This window comes from Kutzneria viridogrisea DSM 43870, from assembly GCF_000525635.1.
GTDB lineage: Bacteria > Actinomycetota > Actinomycetes > Mycobacteriales > Pseudonocardiaceae > Kutzneria > Kutzneria viridogrisea.
The window spans coordinates 3824523-3846366 of sequence record NZ_CP007155.1; the positions used below are offsets into that span (position 1 = coordinate 3824523).

Here is a 21844-nt window from a genome sequence, read left to right on the forward strand (position 1 = left end):
CTTCCTGGTCGCGACCGGCCAGCCAGCGAATCTCTACCGGATCGAGTGATTCCCGGTCAAGAACATCCCCACCAGGGGTGAGTAGTGCTCGGTCCCGGGTGGACGGTGGTGTGCCCGCGCCCCGAGGCCAGCTCACCTCGGCCGGAGATGCCGAGCTTGCGGTAGGTCGAGCAGAAGTGGAACTTGATCCCGCGTGGCGTCAGGAACGGCCTCGCTGCGAGCTGCTTGGTGGGGTGGCCCCGGACAGCCGCCGCACGGCCGCGTCGACCTGCGCCACGCGGTGGGCGTTGCCGGACTGGGTGGCCAGTTCCAGGGCGCTGGCCAGGTTCGTGCGGGCCCGAACGACCTCGTTCCGCGCGGCCAGTCGCACGCCCAGCTCCAGCAACGCGTGCACCAGGTGGGTGCGGGTCATCGACAGCTCCAGCAGGTGGACGGCCTCCTCCAGCCGGGGGATCGAGGTCTCGTCGTCGGCGACCAGCGCGCTGGCGTACAGCGCCCGGCCCAGCGCGCGCGGGGCGCCCCAGCGGCGGGCCGCGGTCAGCTCCTGCGCGGCCAGCCGCCCGGCCAACTCGGTGTCCCTGGCGGCCAGCGCGGCCAGACCCTGCCAGGACAGCACCGCGGGGTTGCCGATCCCGCTGAAGGCCAGTTCCCGGCCGCACGCCAGGTAGTCGGCCACCCCGCCGTGCTCCCCGGTGGCCACCCGCACCGCCGCGCGGGCGGCCAGCAGCACGGACTTGGTCTGGCGCCGCTGCTCCACCAGCCGGTCCACCCGGTAGTCGGCCAGCACGGCGGCGGCCTGCCCGGGGTCGCCGAGCTCGATCAGCAGTTCGGCCAGCCAGGCCACGGCGACATCGCGCACGGTGTCGGTGTCGGCGGACCCGGCGAGCCTGGTCAGCGCCTCGCGCGAGGTGTGCGGGTTGCCGAGGAAGAACTCGGCCCTGGCGCGGACCAGCGCGACCAGGTCGGCGCACCCGCCCTCCGCCGCCAGGTCGGCCAGTCGGCTGTCCCAGGACCGGGTGACGTTGGCGCAGGTCAGGGCCACCGCCGCCCGCCACACGCAGCGCTGGTCGGTGCGGCAGCGCGGGTCGGCGAGGGCCGCCTCCGCGTGCCGGACCGCCGCGATCCGGTCCACCCCGGTGGCCACCAGTTCCATCGCCCGCGTCGCCGGGCACGCCGCTGTCCCCGGCGGAATGGCGTATTCCTTTCGGATCCTGTCGAATCCGGGGTACGTGCCGAGCATGACAGCGGGCGCGTTCGGGTTCACGGGGTGATCCTCCGGCGTCATTCGAACGTGGGAATCGTGGTGTGAACCTATGGCTGGTGTCGTGCATTGTGGAAGACGGCCATTGCCGATAGGGGGTATCACCGACAATGATGAAGCCGATGTGGAAAAGGTTTTCTGCCCTGCGTGGGGGCGCACCGGAGGTCCGGCAGGTCCCCCCGTTGCCCGCCGGGGACTGGGACGCTGAGCCGACTGATCGCCTGCGGAGGACCACGCGTCATGCCCATGCCGCCGAACCTGTCCGGTGTCGACCTCAACCTGCTGCTGCCGCTGCACGCGCTGCTGACCGAGCGCAACGTCACCAGGGCGGCCGAGCGGGTCGGGGTGGGGCAGCCGGCGATGAGCGCCTCGCTGGCCAAGCTGCGGCGGCTGTTCGACGACCCGCTGCTGGTCAGGGACGGCCGGGGGCTGGTGCTGACCCCGTTCGCCGAGTCCCTGCTTGGCAGGCTCGCCGTGGCGCTGTCCTCGGTGCGCGCGGTGCTGGACACCGAGGCGCGGTTCGACCCGGCCACCGACCACCGGGTGTTCACCATCGTGGCCAGCGACTACGTCACCGCGGTGCTGCTGCGCCCGCTGCTGGTCGAGGTCAGCAGGACCGCCCCGCACGTGCGGATCAACATCGTCTCCCTGCAACCGGACTTCCTGGACCGGCTCCGGCGCGGCCAGTGCGACCTGCTCATCTGGCCGCGCGGCATGCTCACCGAGAACCTGGACACCTTCGCCAGCGCCGAGCTGTTCGGTGACGAGTTCGTGGCCGTGGTCGACGGGGACAACCCGCACGTTGGCGAGCAGGTGGACCTGGACGAGCTGGCCACCCTGCCCTACGTGCAGGTGGCCGGGACCCTGCCCGCGATGCCCGACACCAGCTTCAGCCTCCTCGGCCTGACCCCGCGCACCGCGGTGGCCACGGAGACCTTCTGCGGCGCGCTGCACATGGTGCCGGGCACCGACATGGTGGCGATCGTGCAGCGGCGGCTGTTCGACCAGTTCGGCCCCGCACTGGGGCTGCGGATGGTGCGGCTGCCGGTCGAGCTGCCCCGGCTGACCGAGGCCGCGTTCTGGCACCAGCGATTCCGCATCGAGCCCGCGCACCGCTGGCTGCGGGAATTGCTTCAGCAGCTCAGCAAGCAGCTCTGATCATACTTCCAGTAAGGCATATGTGATGCGCGTCACTCGCTTGTTGTGGTGGTGCCACAGCGAATAGTCGGGCTACTTCACGACCGGTACTTCCACCCGCGGGACTTCGCCAGGCAGGGCGGCCCGCCGCGCCGAGACCCTCCGGCTGGCCGGTGCGGTGGAGTGGAAGTCGGCGAGCCTGCTGCACGGACCCCGCCGGACGTCCGTGGCGTGGTGAGGGGGAGCGGCTCGGGAGCCTCGGGACCGCTACGACCGACGGCGGGGCTTGCCGCGCCTGCCGCCCTGCGGGGCGCCGGAACCCCGCTGCCGACCCCGGCCGGTCGACTTGCCCGCCGCGGGCTTGCGCCCTTCGCCCTCGGGGCTCTTGTGCTTCGTCTGTGCCGTGGCCGGTGGGCGCCCTCGCGTGCTGTTGACGGTCCGCCCGCGGACGATGCCGATGAAGTGCTCGACCAGATCGGTGCTCTCCTCCTCCGGCCAGGACAGCGCGACGCGCGAGGCCGGGGCTTCCGGGAGCGTCCGGTAGGTGAGGTCCTTGCGGTGGTGCAGTCGGGCGAGCGACTGCGGGAGGACGAGCAGACCCACGCCCGCCGCGACCAGTTCGATGGCGTCCGCCGTCGTGGCGGGGCGTTCGAGTGCCGGTCGTCCGGGCGGCTGCTCCCAGTCGAGGGTGTCGTCAAGGGGATGCAGCACCAGTTCGTCTGCCAAGTCCTCAGTGGACACCTCCTCGGCCGCGGCCAGGAGGTGGTCCTTCGGGACCACGACCACCGTCGTCTCGGTGTAGAGGGGGATCGCGTGCAGGCCCGTCCGGTCGATCGGCAACCGCAGCAGGACCACGTCGGCGCCGCGGTCGCGCGCCAGGTCGGCGGCTTCGGCGGCGGCCACCCGGACGAGGGTCAGTGGGACCTCGGGCAACCGCTCGTTCCAGGTCCGCACCCACTTGCTGGGCGTCACCCCCGGGACGTAGGCGAGCCTGAACGGTGGAGGTGTGTCCGAGCCTGTCACGAGGTCAGATTACCGGGCGTGATCGGCGGTGGCGCACGCGCTCGATATCCTTGACCCCATGAAGTCGCAGAAGACCCCCCAGACGATGAAGCCGGCGACGGCGGCGAAGAAGCTGGGTGTGTACCTCGAAGCCACCCCCGCGCAGTTCCAGGAGGGTGTCGTCTCCCGCGACGAGTTGAACGCCCTGCAGGCCGATCCGCCCGAGTGGCTGCGGGACCTGCGCCGCAACGGCCCGCACCCCCGGCAGGTCATCGCGGCGAAGCTGGGCATCTCCATCGGCGGTCTCGCGCGTGGCGGGATCACCGACCCGCTCACCACGGAGCAGATCGACGCGTTGAAGGCGGACAGCCCCGACTGGCTCCAGCGGGAACGCGCCACCCAGGCCGAGGTCCGCAAGGAAGCGTTGCGTATCAAGGAGAAGAACAAGGCGGAGCCCCGCCGTTCATGAGGTTGGCTCGTGTGGACGGTCCTCGCCGAAGGCCATGATCGCGGTCGCGAGTTCCGGGCTGGCGAGTGCGGTGAAGTGGTCGCCCGGCACTCGGGTGAACCGCGCGTTGGGCAGTGTCGCGGCGAGCACGTCGGCGCAGGCGTGGCCGCTGTCCTGGTCGCCGACCACCACGAGCGTGGGGGTCGGGACTCGGCACAACGCGGCGCGCGGTGTCGCGACGTGCGTGTCCAGGACCTGGCTGAGTGCGCGCGGGTCGTTGCCGGACAAGGAGATCCAGTACGCCTGTTCCTCCTCAGGCGACCCGGGCTGGATGGGGTCCCCGTTGACGAGGGCGGTCAGCACGCGGTGCTGCTGACCGGTGCGCTCGCTCGCCCGGGTGATCGCGTCGAGTCCCTGGCCCGCCACGATCGCGCGGGCCGGCCGGGCGCCGCGGACCAGCATCCTGAGCACGATCCGCGCACCCAACGAGTAGCCACCGAGGTCGTAGTCCGCAAGCCCGAGCCACTCGATCAACGCGAGCCCGTCCTCGGCCAGGACGTCGGGCGGGTAGCAAGCCGGATCGTGTGGCTGCGCGCTGTCACCGTGGCCGCGCAGGTCCGGCAGGATGACGCGGTAGCCGTGCTCGGCGAGGGTGACCGCCGGACCGTGCTGGATCCATTGCGGTCCGGTGGCCGTGAAACCGTGCAGCAGCACGAGGGGCCGACCGGCGCCCAGCTCGCGGTAGGCCAGTTCCAGGCCGTCACGGCCGGGGAATCGATGCACGGTCAGGTCGGTCATGTCGCGGTGCCCGCTCACCGGCCGTGCAGGAGCTCGACGACCGGGGCGAACCCGTCGAGGTGCAGCGCGTTGACGGTGATGTAGGAGTAGCCGAACGCATCGCGGCGACGCTGGATCTCATCGGCCATCTGGTGTGGCGATCCGCGGAGCATGAGCAGGGAATCAGCCTCGATCAGCGCGTTGAGGTCCTCACCGACCAGCGGCACGATCCACCGCGGGATGGAGTCGCCGAGGACGAGGATGTTCATGCTGTACTCGATCTGGCCCGCGCGTTCGCCGGCCGCGTCCGCGGTCTCGGCGATCATCTGCTTGACCTCTCGCCTGCTGGCGAGCGGGCCGTGCGGGAGGGTCACGATGTCGGCGAGCTGACCGGCCAGGGCTCGTGACCGCCGACCACCGGCAGCGATCATCACCGGCGTGCGGGTCTTCGTCTCCAGCCCTCGCAGGTGTTCCACGGTGCGCCGGACCCGTGCCAGGCGCTGCGCCGCCGTGGTCGCGGGCATTCCGATCTCGTCCACCGCGGCCCGGTTCATCCAGGGGTTCCCGGTGCCGATGCCCAGTTCGAACCGGTTGTCGGTCAACGTGGCCAAGCTGTTCGCCTCCCACGCGGCCGTCCGTGGCTGGCGCACCGTGCTCGCCAGGACGAACGTGCCCACACGCAGCGTGGTGGTGACGGCAGCCGCCACCGCCGCGGCTGGCAGCGGCGCGAGCAGGTGCAGCCCGTCCGGCATCAGCAACGTGGAGTAGCCGGACTCCTCGGCACGGCGGGCGACAGCACGCCACTGCGCCCCCGTGTACTCAGGCCCCGCGATGACACCGAAGCGGAAACGCCGATCCACCATCCGACCCCATCCCCCTGTGCCGTGAACTACCTCGCGAGCAATGTGTCCAGTTGTGCGAATGCGGGGCCCGCCCCGTCCGGCGCCAGTTGCGCGCCCTTGACCACCGCGATCACCAACTCCACCGCCCCCGCCACATCCACGCGGGGCGACCACGCGTCCAGCGCGTCACCGGCGTCCAACAACTCGCGCAGCGACCGGCGCCAGTTGGCCTCGTGGTGCTCCATCACCGCCCGGACCACCGGATCCCGGCGAGCACGCAGGTCGAGCTCCGCGGTCACGACGAACACCTCCGGTGAACCCGCCAGAAGTTCACGCAGGTGCGTCAGGTATCCGCGCAAGGACTCGACCGGACCGGCACCGTCCGGCAGCCTCGCCCCGAACTGGCTGATCGCGTACTCGGCCACCCCCGCGACGATGTCCTTCTTGCCGGGGAAATGGTGGTGCAGCGTCGAATGGTCGATCCCGACGTCCACGGCGATCTGCCGCAGCCGCAAGCCCTCGAACCCCACCTCCGCCACCTGGCGGAACGCGGCCCGAACGATCTCCCTCCGCCGGTCAGCGCGCTGCGGCACCGCAACCTCCCCGTTCTCCACCAACTGGTTGGTTGAGTATGGCGCACGCCAGCCGGGGCGGCAATAAGGTTCACGGAGCCGCACCGCCGGTCATTCGCGACAACGGGCAGCGTCCCGCCGCGGCATCGGCTGACTGCGGTCAGGTTTGCTCGGCGTGCTCGATGAACCGGGCGAGCAGTTCGTGCAACTGCCCCTGCTCGGTGGGCGTGAGCGGCGTGAGCAGTCCGGTCATCACTTCGGCGGCGGTGTTCGTGGCGGCGGCGAGCCGGTCGCGACCGGCGGGCGTGATGTGCACGGCGTAGCTGCGGCGGTCCCGCTCGTCCCTGCGTCGCTCCGCGAGCCCCTGCCGTTCCAACTCGTCGATCATGTAGACCATCGAGGACTTGTCCATCTGCAACCGGTCGACCAGCGCGCGCTGGCTGAGCGGCCCCGCTTCGGCGAGGCAGGTGAGCACCCCGAGGTGGCGCAGTTCGAGCTGGTGCGCCTGTAGAGCGCGGTTGGTCGCCGCCCGGGCGTAGCGGTGCGCCAGGTACAGCTGGCCGCCGATTCGCACGCCGAGTCCCTCAGTAGGTTCCGCCACGGGTGCCATTATGGCCGATGACAGATCGTCTGAATTCAGATAGCTTTGCGGCATGAACGTTGTCATCGTGGGGGCCGGGTTGGCCGGGCCGCTGCTCGCGCAGGGCCTGCGCGGGGCCGGGATCGACGTCGAGCTGTACGAGCGGGAAGCCGCCGACCAGCCCAGTCAGGGCTACCGCATCCACTTCGGGCCCGAAGGCGACCTGGCGCTGCGCGAATGCCTGCCGCCCGACCTGTACGACCAGGTCCTCGCCACCGCGGGCAAGCGCGGCTCGGGAGTGCGGGTGCTCGACCCGCAACTGCGTGTGGTCCAGGAGATGCTGGTGCCGCCGTCGGCGACCGAGGAGGAGACCGGGCGGCACCTGACCCTCGACCGGCTCACGCTGCGGCAGATCCTGCTCACCGGGATCGACGTCCACCACGGCGCCTCGTTCCAGCGCTACGAACTGCTCGACGACGGCCGGGTGCGCGTGTTCTTCGCCAACGGTGCGGTCGCCGACGCGGACCTGCTGGTGGCCGCGGACGGCACGCACTCGCGGATCCGCGCCCAACTGCTGCCGGACGCCGAGGTGGTGGAGACCGGTCTGTCGGAGGTCTTCGGCAAGACGCCGCTGACCGGGCAAGCCCGTGCGCTCACGCCCGCCGCCGCGCTGGACGGGTTCTGCACTGTGGTGGGCGCCGACGGCCGGTTCATGCCGTTGGCGGCCCACCAGTACACCTCCGGTGGCGAGGACTACCTGATGTGGGTGGTCGTCGCGCCGCCCGCGATGTTCCCGGTCGACCTGCCAGCCGCCGACAAGGCCGTCCTACAGGAGGTCGCGGCGGAACTGGTCGCCGACTGGCACCCCGACCTCAGCGCGCTCGTCCGCCTCGGCGACCCCAACAGCGTGCACACCACGACGGTCCGGACGGCGAAACCGTTGCCGCACTGGGAAACCGGTCCGGTCACGCTGGTGGGCGACGCCATCCACACGATGGTTCCGGCGGGGATCGGCGCAGCCGTCGCGCTCAGGGACGCCGCCCTGCTCTGCCGTCGCGTCACCGAGCGGACCGGCTCACTCCTGGACGCGGTCCGCGCCTACGAGACCGAGATGCTCGACTACGGGTTCGCCGCGGTGGAACTCTCCCAGCGCAGGGGGTCGTCAGGTAAAGCACCGGGTTCGGCGACACCCTGAGAGTGTGGTCCGCGGGTACACCGCGGCCGATCATGACCGAATATGGCCAGACCCGGCAGGGTCGCGCGCGACATGCTCTCCCGGTCAGCAAGCACACGACGGAGGGAACAACCCGTGCTAGCCAAGGCCATTGCCAACAAGCCCAAGGACTCCCGGGTCCACCGCGACCACGAACTGGTCGTCAGCAGCTGATGAACCCGTTGCGCGCACTGCACGACCAGCGTCCACTGGTCCTGCCCAACGCCTGGGACCCGGGCTCGGCGGTGGCCATCGAGGCGGCCGGGGCGAAGGCGATCGCGACCACGAGCGGAGGGGTCTCGTGGTCGACGGGGGTGCCGGACGCGGGCGGTCTGGCCAGGGCCCTCGCGTTGCAGGCGCTGAGCCGGATCGTCCGTGTCGTCTCGGTGCCGGTGACCGCGGACATCGAGTCCGGCTACGGCGACACCCCGCTGGCGGTCGCCTCGACCGTCACCGAGGTGGTCGCCATCGGCGCCGCGGGCGTCAACATCGAGGACAGCGCCGGTGGCGCGCTCCTCGACGTGGCGGCGCAGGTGGACCGCCTGGCCGCGGCCAGGGCCGTGTCGGCCGACCTGGTGATCAACGCCCGGACGGACACCTACCTGATGGGCAGCGGGGACCTGGCCGAGACGCTGGCGCGTGCCGACCGGTACGCGGCGGCCGGTGCGGACGTGTTGTTCGTGCCGGGAGTGGTGGACCCCACCGTGATCCGCGCCCTGGTGGCCGGTCCGTTGCCGCTCAACGTGATGGTGCACCCAGGTGCGCCGAGTGTGGCGGAGCTGGCGGAGCTCGGCGTGGCCCGGATCAGTGTCGGCACCGGCATCGCCCAAGCCGCCTACGGTCTCGCGGCCGCGGCGGCCAGGGAGTTGCTGACCGCGGGCACCTACGACTCGCTCGGCGCGGCCATGGCATACGGCGAGCTGAACGATTTGTTGCGGTGAAACAGGTGTGTCGCGGCGAGCGCCCGGTACGGACGCCACGCCGCGGCATCCACCCCCGGCACCGGGAAGGCGTCGCGGGCACCCAGCCGCAGGGCGACCTCGTGCGCCGCGGTCTCGGTCACGCCGGGCACGGCGCGCAGCGAGGCCACGAGGTCGTCCAACGCCTCGCCGCCGTCGAGCCGGACCTCGTTGGCGAGCACCGCTCGCGCCAGCGCACCGACCGTCCCGTGCTCCTCAGCGAGGACCTCGGCGGCGGGGAAGGCGTGGGTCAGCCCGTGGCCGAGGCCGTCAACGGGCGCGCCATGCCTGCGCACCAGGCGGCCGACGTCCCCGGTCACGGCGTTGACCGCGATCTCGAACGGATCCCAGGCGCCGGGCACGCGAAGCCCCGGCCGGGCGGCGATCAGCGGGCCGAGCAGCGGATCACCGGCCAGGTGGGCCGCCGCCGCGGCGGTGTCCTGGTCCACGCCCACGAGGCGGCCCGCCCGCTCGACCACGTGGATCACCCCTTCCCAGTAAGGAAGATGTGCTCGCAGCAGCAGGTGGTCGGCGCCACCGGCACCGATCTCCACCATGCCCGGCGCACCGTCGAGCGTGATCGTCCGCCGGTACGTGCCCGCCTCGACCGACTCCACGCCCGGCACCGCCCGCGCGGCGAGCAGGCCCAGCACCGCGTCCCAGTCGTACGGGGCTGTGAACGGCATCCGCAGCAGCAGACCGCCGTCGGCGGTGAGCCGGTCACCTCGGCGACGGCGGGCGCGCAGCTCGCTGGGCGCGGACCGGAACACCTCGCGCATCGCCCGGTTGAACTGGCGCAGGCTGCCGAAGCCGGCGGCGAACGCGACCTCGGCGATGGGCAGGTCGGAGTCGTCCAGCAGCCTGCGGGCGAAGTGCGCGCGCCGGGACCGGGCGAACCCGTCCGGTGTGACGCCAAGGTGGTCGTGGAACATGCGCCGCAGGTGCCGGGCCGAGATGCCCAGCCGGTGGCCGACGGCGGCCTCGGTGGACTCGTCGAGCAGGCCGTTGATGATCAGCTGCACCGCGCGGCAGACCAGTTCGGGCGCGTTGTCGGCGACCGCACCGGCCACCCGGTACGGCCTGCAGCGCAGGCAGGCCCGGTAGCCCGCGGTCTCGGCGGCGGCCGCCAACTCGAAGGTCCGCACGTTCTCGGCCAACGGCTTGGCCCCGCACCCCGGTCGGCAGTAGATGCCGGTGGTCCGCACCGCTGAATACGTTGTCACCGCACCATGTTCGCGCCCAGACCGCGGCGAGGGCTAGCCGGATCCGGACAGGCCCGTGCGGGCGAGGACCTCGGCCGCGGTGCTGGCGAAGGCGCGGATCGCGGCGTTCTCCAGGTTGGTGACCCAGACGAGCGCGCTCTTCACGGGCGGGTGGCCGCGGAGCGGGACGTGGGTGACCTCGGGGTGGTGGTAGTAGCTCAGGAAGGACCCAACGGTGGGGTGGACGAGCTCGCCGTGGGCGATCCGGTGCAGGATGTCGCTGGTCGTGCTGATCTGCGGGCCGCGGGGGATCGGGCGGCCGGCCGGGGTGGTGGCGGGGAAGTACGCCTCGTACATGGGGCTGGGGATGCCGCCGCGGGGGATCACGGCGTGGTCGGCGAGGTCCTCGATGGTGGCGTGGCCGCGCAGGGCGAGCGGGTGCCCGACCCGTACCAGCAGGATGCGCTCCTCCCGGCTGAGGGTCGGCCCGATGGTCAGGTCTGGTTCGGTGATCGGCTGGCGGTGGCACATGAGGTGGTAGGCGCCCGTGCGCAGCCGCGCGAACTCGCCGGGGAACTCCTCGGTGACGGTGAGGCGGCAGTCCGGGTAGCGCGCCTGGAAATCCCGGACGATCTCGGTGAACCGCGGGCCCGCCATGGCATAGCTGGCCACGCAGACGCGCAGTTCACCGCTGACGCCACGGGCCAGGTCCGTAGCCGCGGTGACCGCGCGCCGGAAGTGGTCGTGGGCCGGGCGAAGCTCGTCGCGCAGCCGCTCGCCCAGCGCGGTGAGGCGCACCTGCCTGCTGGTCCGCTCGAACAGTTGGCCGCCGAGCCGGACCTCCAGCGCGCGGATGGTCTGGCTGATCCGGGGCTGGCTCAGGTAGAGCCGCTGCGCGGTGCGACCGAAGTGCAGTTCCTCCGACAGCACCAGGAATATCTCCACCTCGCGCAGTTCCACGCGGTCATCCTAGGCCGTTGATAAGGCCCGCTTATGGCTGGTGTTCCAGTTCGGACGTTGATCAGCGGGCCGCCGCACCCGAGGCTGGGCGCATGGTCGACCACTCGCCAGAACAGGAGCGCACCTTGCGGATCAAGACCCACCTCGGCGTCAGCGCGGACGGTTTCATCTCCTCCGCCGACGGACGGCCCGCCTTCCTGTCGATGCCCACCTTCGACCCGGGCCAGTCGCACGGGTACCCGGAGTACATCGCCGACTGTGGTGCGGTCGTGATGGGCAGGACCACCTTCGAGCCGGCCCTGGGGGCCCCGAGCTGGCCGTGGCCCGGGCTGCGGGTCTTCGTGCTGACCTCGCGACCGCTGCCGTCCGGCACGCCCTCGGACGTGGTGGCCGCAGCCAAGCCCGCCGAACTGCTCGACCTGATGCGCCAGGCGGATTTCCCCGGCGACGTGGACCTGGTCGGCGGCCAGCGGACCATCGACGCGTTCCGCGGCATCGGGGCCCTGGACGTCCTCGGGATCGTGACACTGCCGATCCTGCTCGGCGAGGGCACGCGCCTCACCCCGCCCGCCAGCGACCCGCAGTTCCTGCGCCTGGACTCCACCCGGACCTTTCCCGACGGGGCCGTGGAACAGGTCTACCGCCTCGCCGCCCCCGTGAGCTGACCGAGCTGGCCCGGGGGTGGATCCGACCGCGTCCGGCCAGCCAGGTCCAAGATCGCGGCGAGGGGTTGTCAGGGAGAACGGCGCGGTGGCCCACGACGAACAGGCGACAACCCTTACCTGGCAACGTGTTCTGAACTTCCTGAACGTGCTCGACGGTCAGTCCCCGGCTCCCGGGGCGGGACCCGTGAGGTGGACTTGGGCGTACTTGCGGAACGCCGCCACCAGGCGGCTGCGGTCATCGGCGCGGGTGGCCACGACGACATGGCTCGGTTCGACGCCTTCCAGGGGGATCACGGTGACGTCGGGGCGCAGGACGTGGCTGCGCGGGTCCACCGAGATGGCCACGGCCTGCCCGGCGGCGATGAGTTCGAACTTGTCCTCGATGGCGTCGATGACGGGGCCGTCGGGGGCCGGGCGCCCGTCGGGTCTCGGTTCGAGGCGCCAGAAGGCACTCCAGGCCGGATCGGATTGCCGCACCCGGGGCAGGGGCTCGTCGGCGATGTCGTCGAGGGTGACCGATGCCCTGCCCGCCAGGCGGTGGTCGAGCGGCACCAGCAGCACCCGGGGCTCGTCGTACAGGATCGTCACGTGCAGCTGGTCGGTCGGGAACGGCAGCCGGGTCACCACCGCGTCCACCCGGTGGTCGAGCAGGGCCGCGCGCGGTTCGTCCCAGGCCAGGTGCGCGGCTCGCACCTCGGCGTCCGGGTACCGGTGGCGCAGCTCGCGCACCGCCGGGGTGACGATGACGCCCATGGTGTAGCCGACGGTGATCCGGCTGGGCTGGGCGGCGGCCCGGGTGCGTGCCGTGGCCTGGGCCGCTGAGCGCAGCAGCGCCGTGGCGAGCGGGAGGAAGACCGCACCGGCCTCGGTGAGCTGGCTGCCCCGTGGGGTGCGGTCCAGCAGGCGGGCGCCCAGCTGCTGTTCGAGCTGGCGGATCTGTCGGCTCAGTGACGGCTGCGTGAGGTGCAGGGCGGCAGCGGCGCGGCCGAAGTGCCGGTGCTCGGCGAGGACGGTGAAGCACCGCACCAACCGCAGGTCCAGGTCCACCGGTGGCGAGTCGGGCATACCCTCAGCGTAACTCCCACGTACCCCGGTGAACGCCCGAGCAGCGGCCGTGAAATGCGGTGATGCACGAATCGTATCGCGCATTGCGAAACATTCATTGGACCGGAACCGCTCTGCGGTCGCAAGGTGGGAGCACCGGCCCGGCACCACTGGGTGCCTCTCGGGCCGGTCCTCATCTTTGTGTCAAGGAGTGCACCATGCGCGTGTTCGTCACCGGCGCGACCGGGTTCATCGGGTCCGCCGTCGTCCGTGAACTCATCGAGGCCGGGCACCAGGTCCTCGGCCTCGCCCGCTCGGAGCAGGCCGCCGCGGCGCTCGTGGCCGCGGGGGCCGAGGTGCACCGCGGCGCCCTGGACGACCTGGACAGCCTGCGGGCCGGGGTGGCCGCGGCCGATGGCGTGATCCACACCGCGTTCGTCCACGACTTCTCCGACTATGCGGGCGCCAGTCGGACCGACCGGCTCGCCATCGAGGCGATGGGAGAGGCGCTCGCCGGGTCCGACCGGCCCTTCGTCGTCACCTCGGGGATGGCGACCCTGGCTGTGGGCCGGGTCGCGACGGAGGAGGACGCGGCCGACCCTGGCATACCCCGGGTGTCGGAGGCCTCGGCGCTGACGTTCACCGAGCGCGGCGTGCGGGTCTCGGTGCTGCGGCTGCCACCGTCGGTGCACGGCGAGGGGGATCACGGCTTCGTCCCGCGCCTGATCGACATCGCCCGCGAGAAGGGCGTCTCGGCGTACCCGGGTGACGGGGCCAACCGCTGGTCCGCCGTGCACCGGCTCGACGCGGCGCGCCTGTACCGGCTGGCCCTGGAGGCCGCCCCGGCTGGCACGCGGCTGCACGGTGTCGCCGACGAGGGCGTGGCGGTCCGGGACGTCGCCGAGGTGATCGGCAGGCACCTGGGGTTGCCGGTGACGGCCGTGCCCCGTGAGCAGGCAACCGACCACTTCGGCTGGCTCGGGGCCTTCTTCTCCCTCGACATCCCGGCATCGAGCACCTTGACCCAGAAGCGGGTGGACTGGCTGCCCGTCCAGGCCGGGCTCATCCCGGACCTCGACGAGGGCCACTACTTCACCAACTAGCGCATCGCCGGGGAGGATCTCCATGGGGACAACCACTGTGGTCGACGCGGCCCGCCGGGCACTGGGGCCGGTCGGAGTGTGCCTGCCGGTCTCGTTCACCAGCGCACCACCTGTCGACCTGCAACGCGCGGCCGTGCGTCGGCTGGAGCGCGCGGGCTACCGCGCCGCCTGGACCAACGAGGTCGTCGGCGGCAAGGACGCCTTCGTGCAACTGGCCGTGCTGCTGGCCGCCACGGAGCGGATGGTGTTCGGCACCTGCATCGCCAACATCTGGGCCCGGGAACCGCAGACCGCGCACGGCGCGGCGGCCCTGCTGGCCCAGGCCCATCCCGGTCGGTTCGTGCTCGGACTGGGAGTCGGTTACCCGCAGCAGGCGGCCAGCGCTGGCCGGGAGTTCGGCAGCCCGCTGGCCACGATGCGCGGATACCTGGACCGGATGGACGGCCCGACCTGGCCGCCCGCGCCGGAGGCGGCCCATCCCCGGATCATCGCCGCGAACGGCCCGAAGATGCTCGCGCTGGCCGGGGAGATCGCCGACGGTGCGCTGCCCGCCATGCTGCCACCCGAGTTCACCGCGCAGGCCAGGCAGGCGCTCGGCCCGGACAAGCTCCTGGTCGTCGGACTGTCCGTGGCCGTGGACCCCGACCACGACCGCGCGCGGGCGACCGCGCGGGAGACGGTGTCGGCCTTGCTGGAAAGGCCGTCCTATGCCGCGAACCTGGCCCGGCTGGGCTACTCCGACCAGGAGATCGCCGAGGTGGGCGGCCGGCTGGTGGACGCGGTCGTCGGCCACGGCGGCCCGGCCGCGATCGCGGCCAAGGTGCGCGAGCACCTGGCCGCCGGTGCGGACCATGTGACGCTCCTGCTGCCGGTCGGCAGCGAGTTCTCGGCCGGTGTGGACCAGTTGGAACAACTCGCCCCGGCACTGGTCGAGCTCGGCTGAGCAGCGCGCTTCCGTTGCGGTGCAAGGACATGCTGGTGAGCCGTCAGCCGGACGGCTCACCGGCCTTCACCGCGCGGCAGGGCCTCCAGCAGCAGCGGGTTTCATCGGGATTTCATCCGCGGCCGATAGCGTCGGGTCGACACAGAGCTCGAACCTCCCAAGGAGCGGCATGCGGCACGACGACGGAACCAGTACTCATTCGGGACCAGGTGTGCCCTCCAGGCGAGAGGCCCCGCAGGTGAGCCGTTCGACGTTCCTCAAGGGAGCCGCCGGGGCCCTGATCGGTGCCGGTGGCCTGCTCGCCGGGATGGGCAGTGCCGTCGCCGCCGGGACCTCGGCCAGCCCGCGTGGTGCCGCGGCGCCCAGCGCCGGTCCCGTCAAGGACCTCACGGGTGAGGAGACCGCGGGATTCGGCTTTCGCGGCACCGATCTCGGCTTCACCGCGAAGACCAACCACGGCTACTGCATCTCGATCTTCGGTGACACCTTCGACCAGCCGGTGCCGCAGAACGGTACCGGCTGGCGCTCTCCCGTCGGCCTGCGGCAGTCCAACGCGGACATCCAGAACGGCATTCGCTGGGACAACTGCATCGGCGGCGGCGCGGCGAAGCAGATGATCCCCTACGACCACCGGGACGCCAACACCGCGCGCAACGAGCCCGGCCAGGTCGTCACCGAGATCCCGAACGACCTGATCCACCTGCCCGACGGCCGGTACATGATGACCACCTTCGGCGTGCGGGACTGGGCGATCCAGAGCGAGGGCGGCATTCCCAGCCCCGGCGGCAGTTGGCGCACCTGGTACTCCCGGCAGTGGACCTCCACCGAGACGCACGCCGAGAACTGGGAACGCACCTGGGACATGGACAACAACCGGGAGAACATGGACTTCTGGAACGAGGGCCTCTGGTCGCACTTCCAGAACAACTCCATGATCATGTGGCCGAACGAGGGGTTCGTCTACATCTACGGCACGAACGAGGGCCGGTGGAACGGCGGCGGCATCCACCTCATGCGGGTGCCGTGGGACAAGATGTGGCAGCGGAGCCAGTACACCTTCTGGGGCGCCGACGACTCGGGGCGCTGGGACTTCCGGCCGAACGGCCCCTCGACGCCGATCATCGCGGCGCCGAGCCCGTTCGAGGCGATCGGCGAGATCTCGGCGCAGGTCATCGACGGCCGGGTGGTGCTGTCGTTCCTCAACGGGGCGCGCGGTGCGGTGACGCAGACCGCGCCCTACCCGACCGGGCTGTGGACGGCGCCACGAACCCACGTGACCTTCGCCCAGGCACCGTACCTCTACGCTCCCATCGTCCACCCGTACTCGACCCTGGGCAGCGCCCAGTTGCTCGTCTCGCAGTGGATCAACCCCGGCCCCGATTCCTCGTTCTACGGCGTGCGGCAGTGGTCCAGCTCGGTGGACGGCCGGGTCGCGGTCAGGGGTGCGATGGCCGAGCGGTTGGTCGTGACCAAGGACGAGCCCGCCCATCCCGGGCACCAGGGACCGGTGTCCCCGCAGTGGCAAAAACTCCCTGTCGCGGAACAGATCGCGCTCCTCAGCGACAACCGTGACGACCGCGTGAGCCGGGAGGACATCGCGGCCGCGACACACTCCGTGCGCGCACGGCGTTGAGCCCGGGGGCGCGCGGCGCGACCGGGTGATGGCCCACCATGTCGTGCGCACCTAGGCCTAACAACGATGCGAGCAGGACACCGAGCGAGGTGTCCTGCTCGCATCGTTGTTAGGGAATGCCGGAATACGTCCGTGTCCGAGTTGGTTCGAGGGAGGTGAGCATGGTGTCACGGGTGGGCGTCGAGCAGACCGGTGGCACAACAGTGCGGAGCTGGGGCAAGCGAAAGAGTGGTGAGGGATGAAGGCCATCATCCGGACGGCGGCAGGCGGACCCGAGGTTTTCGAGCTCGTCGAGCGCGCGGTTCCCGAGCCCGGACCGGGTGAGGTACGCGTGCGGGTGCACGTCTCGGGTGTCAATCCCACGGATTGGCGAAGCCGTGTGCGGCCCCTTCCGGTTGGGGTGAACGAACAGGTGCCGCACCAGGACGGTGCCGGGGTGATCGAGGCGGTCGGCCCGCAGGTGGATCCGGACCGGGTCGGGCAGCGGGTGTGGATCTGGGAAGCCGCCTGGCAGCGGGTGTGGGGTACGGCCGCGCAGTACACGGTCGTACCCGAGCGGCAGGCGGTCGGCTTGCCCGGCGACGCCTCGTTCGAGCTCGGTGCGGCGCTGGGCATTCCGGCCCTGACCGCGCATCGCGCGCTGACCGTCGCTGACGGCGGGCCGGGGTGTATCGCGCCGGGCACGTTGCGGGGAGCCACCGTTCTGGTGGCAGGCGGTGCCGGTGTGGTCGGCAACGCTGCCATTCAGCTCGCCCGCTGGGCCGGTGCGCGGGTGATCGCCACCGTCAGCGGTCCCGGCAAGGCCGCCTTGGCGCGGGCGGGCGGCGCCCACCACGTGGTCGACTACCGCACGCAGGACGCCGCGGTGGCGATCCGGGCCATCGCGCCCGAGGGCGTGGACATCATCGTCGAGGTCGCGCCGAACGCCAACGCCTCGCTCGACATCGCGGTGGCCGCTCAGGGCGCGGTCGTCGCCTACTACGCCGGCAACGCGGGGGAGTACCTGTCCGTGCCGGTACTGGAATCGCTGCCGGGCAACCTGCGCTGGCAGGGCGTCTACGTCTACACGGTTCCGCCCGCGGCGAAGGAGCAGGCGGTCGCCGACGTCGCGGCGGCCGTGGCGGCGGGCGCCCTGCGGGTGGGTGACCAGGCCGGGCTGCCGCTGCACCACTTCCCGCTGGAACAGATCGCCGACGCCCACACCGCTCTGGAGCGAGGCGTTGTCGGCAAAGTCCTCCTCAACATCCCTTAGCCACCCGCCCACATTGGGAAGGCGGGGAGTTCACGGCTGGGTGGTGAGCCCCGCCAGGACCGAACGGACCGGCGTAGCTGTGCGCTGGACGAGGTTCCCGAGCACCGGTCCGGTGGTGGAGAACTCCCCGCGGCGTGCCGCGTGGAACATGCCCAGCAGCAGCTTCACCCGATCCGCGGGCACCCCGTGGCCGATCATGGTGGCCGTCCACTCCGCGTCCTCGGCGACGACACGGCGGATGGTGCGGCCAGTGAGTTCGGTGAGGATACCGGCGATGTCCGCCAGGTCGAGCGCATCCGGTGCGGTCAGTGGCGGAGTCGGACCATCGAACCGGTCCTCGTCGGTGAGGATGATCGCTGCCGCTTCGGCGAGGTCGGCGTGCGTGGTCCAGGACACGGGCCCGTCGGCCGGCGCGACGAGTTCGCCGGTCTCGAGCGCCTGGCCGAGCAGGTGCCGGATAGTGCTGGCGTAGAACCCGTTCCGCAGCACGGTGAACGGTGTGCCCGTCGTCGACAGGTAGCGCTCGGTGGCGGCATGGTCGGGCATCGGTGCGAAGACCGAATCCTCGGCGGCGCCCTGGTGGCTGGTGTAGAGGATGCGCTTGGCCCCGGCCTCGCGAGCGGCGTCGATCGCCGCCACGTGCCGGGCAACCGCTGCCCCGCCAGTGTGGTCCGTCGAGACGATGAGCACCTGCGTCGCGCCCTCGAACGCATCGGCCAGGGAGTTGGGGTCGGTGAAGTCGCCGCGCCGCACGCGTACCCCGCGTGCGGCCAGGTCGCCAGCGCGGGCGGTGTCACGGACGCTCACTCCGACCCGGTCCGCCGGGACCCGATCAAGCAGCCGATCGACGATCTGGGAGCCGAGCTGGCCGGTACCGCCGGTAATGATGATCATGTTCGCCCTCTCGCGTTAACGCTGGAATGACGTAGATGCTAACACTGTTAGCAACAGGGATAGCAAGAGTGCGTTATCGTTGGAAGCATGGCGGAGGTCAGGCCGGACAGCGCCGGCAGGCACAAGACGCGGACGAACATCGTGGAGTGCGCGGCGCAGCTGCTGCGTGAGCGGGGCGCGGGCGCGGTCACGACCCGTGCGGTCGCGCAGGCGGCCGGTATGCAGGCGCCGACCATCTACCGGTTCTTCGAGGACAAGGACGCGCTGCTCGACGCCGTTGCCGAACACGTATTCGCCACCTACGTCGCCGGGAAGGCGCTCGTCGAGGACAGTGGCGACCCGGTCGCTGACCTGCGGGCGGGATGGGACACGCATGTTGGCTTCGGTCTCGCCAACGCGGCGCTGTTCGGTCTGCTCACCGATCCCAGCCGTGGGGCTCGTTCCCCGGTGGCAGCCGCCGGCCTGGAGGTTTTGCGCGCCAAGGTGCGGCGCGTAGCGGCGATCGGCCGGCTCCGGGTGCCGGTGGGGCGCGCCGTCGACCTCATCCACGCCGCCGGCACCGGCGCCGTGCTCACCTTGCTCGCCACCCCGCCCGAGCACCGGGACCTCGACCTCGCGGACGCGATGTACGAGGCGGTGATGCGATCGATCCTCACCGACGTGCCGACGCTTCCCTCGGACAGCGCGACCGCGGTCGCTGTCGCATTCCGTGCCCTCGCACCGAAGCTGCCAATGCTCACCGCCGCCGAGAGCGCCCTGTTGTCGGAGTGGCTGGACCGAACCGGCGACTGAGCTGACCCGGACTGGCCGCGAGCAGGGCGTCTTGGTCGGTAGCGCCCGTGGTGGCTTCGCCGTTTCAGGGGGATTTCATCGGCGGTGTCTACGGTGCGTGCCGGTAATTCGGTGCAGGCGAACTGTCGTCGGCGGTTCGGCGTCGGCGACCGCGAAGGAGCGAGGATGGCCAGGACTGGGATACGGCGGTTGGGGGTGGCGCTCGGTGCTGTCGCTGTCGCCGCCACGGTGGGCGCGCCGGGGTTGGCGGTGGCGGCGGGGCAGGCCGACGGCCACGCCGGTGTCCAGACGGCGCTGGAGGGGTATCGGGCGCACGGCGGACCGGGTGCCGCCGTCCACGCCGGCGACACGAGCCACAACTGGGATCTGCACGTCGGACCCAAGGTGATCAACACCAACCAGTTCATCGGCCCGAACGACGCCTTCCGGGCCGCCAGCCAGACCAAGACGTTCACGGCCGCCGTGGTGCTGCAACTGGTCGACGAGGGCAAGGTGGCGTTGGACGCGCCGATCGAGCGCTACCTGCCCGGCGTGGTCGACGGCAACGGCTACGACGGCAACCGCATCACCGTTCGGCAGATCCTCCAGCAGACCAGCGGGGTCAACGGCGACTCCAACAAGGCCAAGGCCAAGCCGGACGGCACCTACGATCTGCGGGAACTGGTCCGCGCCGGGCTTGCCGCCTACCCACCCAAGTCCGAGCCCACCTGGAACTACTCCAACATCAACTACTACATCGCGGGGCTGCTCATCGAGCAGGTCACCGGCATGCCCGCCCGTGACGCGATCGCCGCCCGGATCATCCAGCCCCTCGGCCTGAGCCAGACCAGTCTCCCCGCGCCAGGGGACAAGTCGCTGCCTGGGGCGTACGTCCACGGCTACAAGGGCGGCGCCGTCGGCCCCGTCTTCCTGTGGCTGGACACCACCTTCGGTGAGTGGGGCAGCGGCACCGCCGAGCCGTCGTTCTGGAGCACCGCTGGCGGCTTGGTCTCCACCTTGTCCGACCTCGCCGTGTTCGACCAGCGTCTCGCGGACGGCAAAGTCGTCTCCACCGCCAGCCTCGCCGAGATGCGCAAGACGGTGCCCACCGGGTGGCCCGGCACCGAACACTACGGTCTCGGCTTGTGGGGCCATGATCTGAGCTGCGGCGGACGGGCCTGGGGGCTGCTCGGGGACCTGTCCACCGGCTACTCCTCGGCGACCATGGCCACCGACGACGGTCGGCACGCCGCCATCGTCACCAACACCGCGGTCCCCAACAACGACAAGCCAACCCGGCTCGACGTCCTCGACGCCGCACTGTGCGACAAGGGGTGAACCACACAGGCACGGCCCGCCCGAGCTGATCCACGGGCGGGCCGTCGCCGTTCGCGAACACACGCGTACCAGCTCGACGCGAGGTCCACACGTGCCGAAGTTCGCCTCCCACACGCGGTGGGAGGACAGTTCGTGCAGCACCGGGTTATCACGGCAACTGGCCACAGTTGGTCAGCGTGACCACGGTTACCACTCACCCCTGGCGGCGCCTGGGCAACCGTGGTGACATCGCGGAGTTCAGCCTTTGTCGCCCCGACAACGAAGGGATGATCATGCGGTTGACCCGTGAAGGCATGCCCCGCCGGGCGGTGCTGCCGCTGATGGCGGCGGTCCCTGCCTCGCTCGCGGCCAGCGGTACGGCCTTGGCCAGCTCCCGCAGCCCCAGGCGTGACCTGTGCGAGCCGATGTCGACGACTGACGCCGACTGGCAGCCAGTCGTCGACGTCCTCGGCCGGAAAGGCACGCTGAGTCCGGACCGGACCGTGTACCGGATTCCCCTGCCGCGCAACGATTTGACGGTCACCTCCCATGGTGTGGTGATCAAGGCCGGGTTCGCCCTCGGTGGGTACGCGACCTGGGCGATGTACGAGGACATGGTGTTGCTGATGGGTGATCTGGTGGTCACCGAGCCGGAGTTGCAGGTGGTCACCGACGCCCTGCAAGCCCATGGGGTGGCGCAGACGGCGGTGCACAAGCACCTGCTGGAACACTCGCCGAACCTGTGGTGGACGCACATCCACGCGATGGGCGACCCGCGTGCACTGGCCCGTGGGTTGAAAGCGGCCCTGGACGTCACGGGGACTCCACCACTCGGTCCTCCTGGCCCGCCCCGGCCGATCGACCTGGACACCGAAAGCATCGACAGTGCCTTGGGCCGCAAGGGCACCAACGACGGCGGGATCTACAAGTTCGGCATCGGCCGTGCCGAGACCATCGTCGAGGACGACTACCACCTGCCGGTCGCGCTCGGGCTGAGCACCGCACTGAACTTCCAGCCACTGGGCGAGGGGCGTGCCGCGATCAACGGCGACTTCGTCATGGTCCGCAAAGAGATCCAGCACGTCATCCAGGCCCTGCGTGCGGGCGGGATCAGCATCATCGAGTTGCACAACCACGGCCTCGGTGAGCGGCCCCGCCTGTTCTACATGCACTTCTGGGCGGTCGGCGACGGCGTCACCCTCGCCCACGCGCTGCGCCCGGCGGTGGACGCCTGCAACCTCGTCCCGCCAGCCCGGTAGGGCACGCTGG

22 protein-coding genes are annotated in these 21844 nt (G+C 71.1%); 12 read left to right on the plus strand and 10 right to left on the minus strand.

Annotated elements, in window-relative coordinates; genetic code table 11:
* Window positions 1–199: 199 nt before the first annotated feature.
* Window positions 200–1264 (minus strand): hypothetical protein, encoded by a 1065-nt coding sequence (locus tag KALB_RS17130; protein ID WP_148309496.1) that lies wholly within the window; start codon window positions 1262–1264, stop codon window positions 200–202.
* Window positions 1265–1501: 237 nt separating this feature from the next.
* Here KALB_RS17130 and KALB_RS17135 point away from each other — a divergent pair, with 237 nt between their 5' ends.
* Entirely contained in the window at window positions 1502–2419 is a 918-nt protein-coding gene (locus KALB_RS17135; RefSeq protein WP_025356944.1) for a LysR family transcriptional regulator, read from the plus strand.
* A gap of 246 nt (window positions 2420–2665) precedes the next feature.
* On the opposite strand, the gene KALB_RS17140 is transcribed toward KALB_RS17135, so the two are convergent.
* A complete protein-coding gene (locus KALB_RS17140) occupies window positions 2666–3421 on the minus strand; it encodes a LysR family transcriptional regulator substrate-binding protein (protein ID WP_025356945.1) in 756 nt (251 codons plus the stop codon).
* 58 nt (window positions 3422–3479) lie between these two features.
* Between KALB_RS17140 and KALB_RS17145 the strand changes: the two genes are divergently transcribed.
* Window positions 3480–3869 (plus strand): DUF5997 family protein, encoded by a 390-nt coding sequence (locus KALB_RS17145; protein ID WP_025356946.1) that lies wholly within the window; start codon window positions 3480–3482, stop codon window positions 3867–3869.
* Here the strand turns inward: KALB_RS17145 and KALB_RS17150 are convergent.
* From KALB_RS17150 to KALB_RS17165, 4 genes are all read right to left on the minus strand, one after another.
* Complete coding sequence (locus KALB_RS17150) at window positions 3864–4646, minus strand: alpha/beta fold hydrolase (RefSeq protein WP_030108912.1); 783 nt, start codon at window positions 4644–4646, stop codon at window positions 3864–3866. The genes KALB_RS17145 and KALB_RS17150 overlap by 6 nt on opposite strands.
* A gap of 14 nt (window positions 4647–4660) precedes the next feature.
* Window positions 4661–5488, minus strand: a complete 828-nt coding sequence (locus tag KALB_RS17155) for an LLM class flavin-dependent oxidoreductase (RefSeq protein WP_025356948.1) — start codon at window positions 5486–5488, stop codon at window positions 4661–4663.
* 26 nt (window positions 5489–5514) lie between these two features.
* Window positions 5515–6060, minus strand: a complete 546-nt coding sequence (locus KALB_RS43965) for a TetR/AcrR family transcriptional regulator (RefSeq protein WP_025356949.1) — start codon at window positions 6058–6060, stop codon at window positions 5515–5517.
* Window positions 6061–6199: 139 nt separating this feature from the next.
* On the minus strand, window positions 6200–6640 hold the full coding sequence (locus tag KALB_RS17165; protein ID WP_158510755.1) for a MarR family winged helix-turn-helix transcriptional regulator: 441 nt from the start codon (window positions 6638–6640) through the stop codon (window positions 6200–6202).
* A 52-nt stretch (window positions 6641–6692) separates the two neighbouring features.
* On the opposite strand from KALB_RS17165, the gene KALB_RS17170 reads away from it, so the two are divergent.
* Entirely contained in the window at window positions 6693–7814 is a 1122-nt protein-coding gene (locus KALB_RS17170) for an FAD-dependent oxidoreductase (RefSeq protein WP_025356951.1), read from the plus strand.
* 191 nt (window positions 7815–8005) lie between these two features.
* Entirely contained in the window at window positions 8006–8773 is a 768-nt protein-coding gene (locus tag KALB_RS17175) for an isocitrate lyase/PEP mutase family protein (RefSeq protein WP_025356952.1), read from the plus strand.
* Here KALB_RS17175 and KALB_RS17180 read toward each other — a convergent pair.
* Window positions 8716–10014, minus strand: a complete 1299-nt coding sequence (locus KALB_RS17180) for a bifunctional transcriptional activator/DNA repair enzyme AdaA (RefSeq protein ID WP_025356953.1) — start codon at window positions 10012–10014, stop codon at window positions 8716–8718. The two genes, KALB_RS17175 and KALB_RS17180, sit on opposite strands and share 58 nt — an antisense overlap.
* Before the next feature lie 33 nt (window positions 10015–10047).
* Entirely contained in the window at window positions 10048–10953 is a 906-nt protein-coding gene (locus tag KALB_RS17185; RefSeq protein ID WP_025356954.1) for a LysR family transcriptional regulator, read from the minus strand.
* 92 nt (window positions 10954–11045) lie between these two features.
* On the opposite strand from KALB_RS17185, the gene KALB_RS17190 reads away from it, so the two are divergent.
* The gene (locus KALB_RS17190; RefSeq protein WP_081789368.1) at window positions 11046–11618 is read left to right on the plus strand and encodes a dihydrofolate reductase family protein; all 573 of its coding nucleotides are present in this window, start codon (window positions 11046–11048) and stop codon (window positions 11616–11618) included.
* A gap of 156 nt (window positions 11619–11774) precedes the next feature.
* On the opposite strand, the gene KALB_RS17195 is transcribed toward KALB_RS17190, so the two are convergent.
* Complete coding sequence (locus tag KALB_RS17195) at window positions 11775–12683, minus strand: LysR family transcriptional regulator (RefSeq protein WP_025356956.1); 909 nt, start codon at window positions 12681–12683, stop codon at window positions 11775–11777.
* A 197-nt stretch (window positions 12684–12880) separates the two neighbouring features.
* On the opposite strand from KALB_RS17195, the gene KALB_RS17200 reads away from it, so the two are divergent.
* The 4 genes from KALB_RS17200 to KALB_RS17215 all read left to right on the plus strand — a co-directional run bounded on the left by KALB_RS17200 (window position 12881) and on the right by KALB_RS17215 (window position 17593).
* Complete coding sequence (locus KALB_RS17200) at window positions 12881–13765, plus strand: SDR family oxidoreductase (protein ID WP_025356957.1); 885 nt, start codon at window positions 12881–12883, stop codon at window positions 13763–13765.
* 22 nt (window positions 13766–13787) lie between these two features.
* Entirely contained in the window at window positions 13788–14708 is a 921-nt protein-coding gene (locus KALB_RS17205) for a TIGR03620 family F420-dependent LLM class oxidoreductase (RefSeq protein ID WP_030111151.1), read from the plus strand.
* A 211-nt stretch (window positions 14709–14919) separates the two neighbouring features.
* Entirely contained in the window at window positions 14920–16341 is a 1422-nt protein-coding gene (locus tag KALB_RS17210) for a glycoside hydrolase family 183 protein (protein ID WP_158510756.1), read from the plus strand.
* A 238-nt stretch (window positions 16342–16579) separates the two neighbouring features.
* Window positions 16580–17593 (plus strand): NADPH:quinone reductase, encoded by a 1014-nt coding sequence (locus KALB_RS17215; RefSeq protein WP_025356960.1) that lies wholly within the window; start codon window positions 16580–16582, stop codon window positions 17591–17593.
* Between the two features lie 30 nt (window positions 17594–17623).
* Here KALB_RS17215 and KALB_RS17220 read toward each other — a convergent pair whose 3' ends face one another.
* Window positions 17624–18487: an SDR family oxidoreductase gene (locus KALB_RS17220; protein WP_025356961.1), complete on the minus strand. Its 864-nt coding sequence runs from the start codon at window positions 18485–18487 to the stop codon at window positions 17624–17626.
* Between the two features lie 87 nt (window positions 18488–18574).
* On the opposite strand from KALB_RS17220, the gene KALB_RS17225 reads away from it, so the two are divergent.
* The 3 genes from KALB_RS17225 (at window position 18575) to KALB_RS17235 (ending at window position 21834) form a co-directional block, all read left to right on the plus strand.
* The gene (locus KALB_RS17225) at window positions 18575–19279 is read left to right on the plus strand and encodes a TetR/AcrR family transcriptional regulator (RefSeq protein WP_025356962.1); all 705 of its coding nucleotides are present in this window, start codon (window positions 18575–18577) and stop codon (window positions 19277–19279) included.
* 165 nt (window positions 19280–19444) lie between these two features.
* The gene (locus tag KALB_RS17230) at window positions 19445–20596 is read left to right on the plus strand and encodes a serine hydrolase domain-containing protein (protein ID WP_025356963.1); all 1152 of its coding nucleotides are present in this window, start codon (window positions 19445–19447) and stop codon (window positions 20594–20596) included.
* A 272-nt stretch (window positions 20597–20868) separates the two neighbouring features.
* Window positions 20869–21834: a DUF1259 domain-containing protein gene (locus tag KALB_RS17235; RefSeq protein WP_236650275.1), complete on the plus strand. Its 966-nt coding sequence runs from the start codon at window positions 20869–20871 to the stop codon at window positions 21832–21834.
* The last annotated feature ends 10 nt before the right edge of the window (window positions 21835–21844 follow it).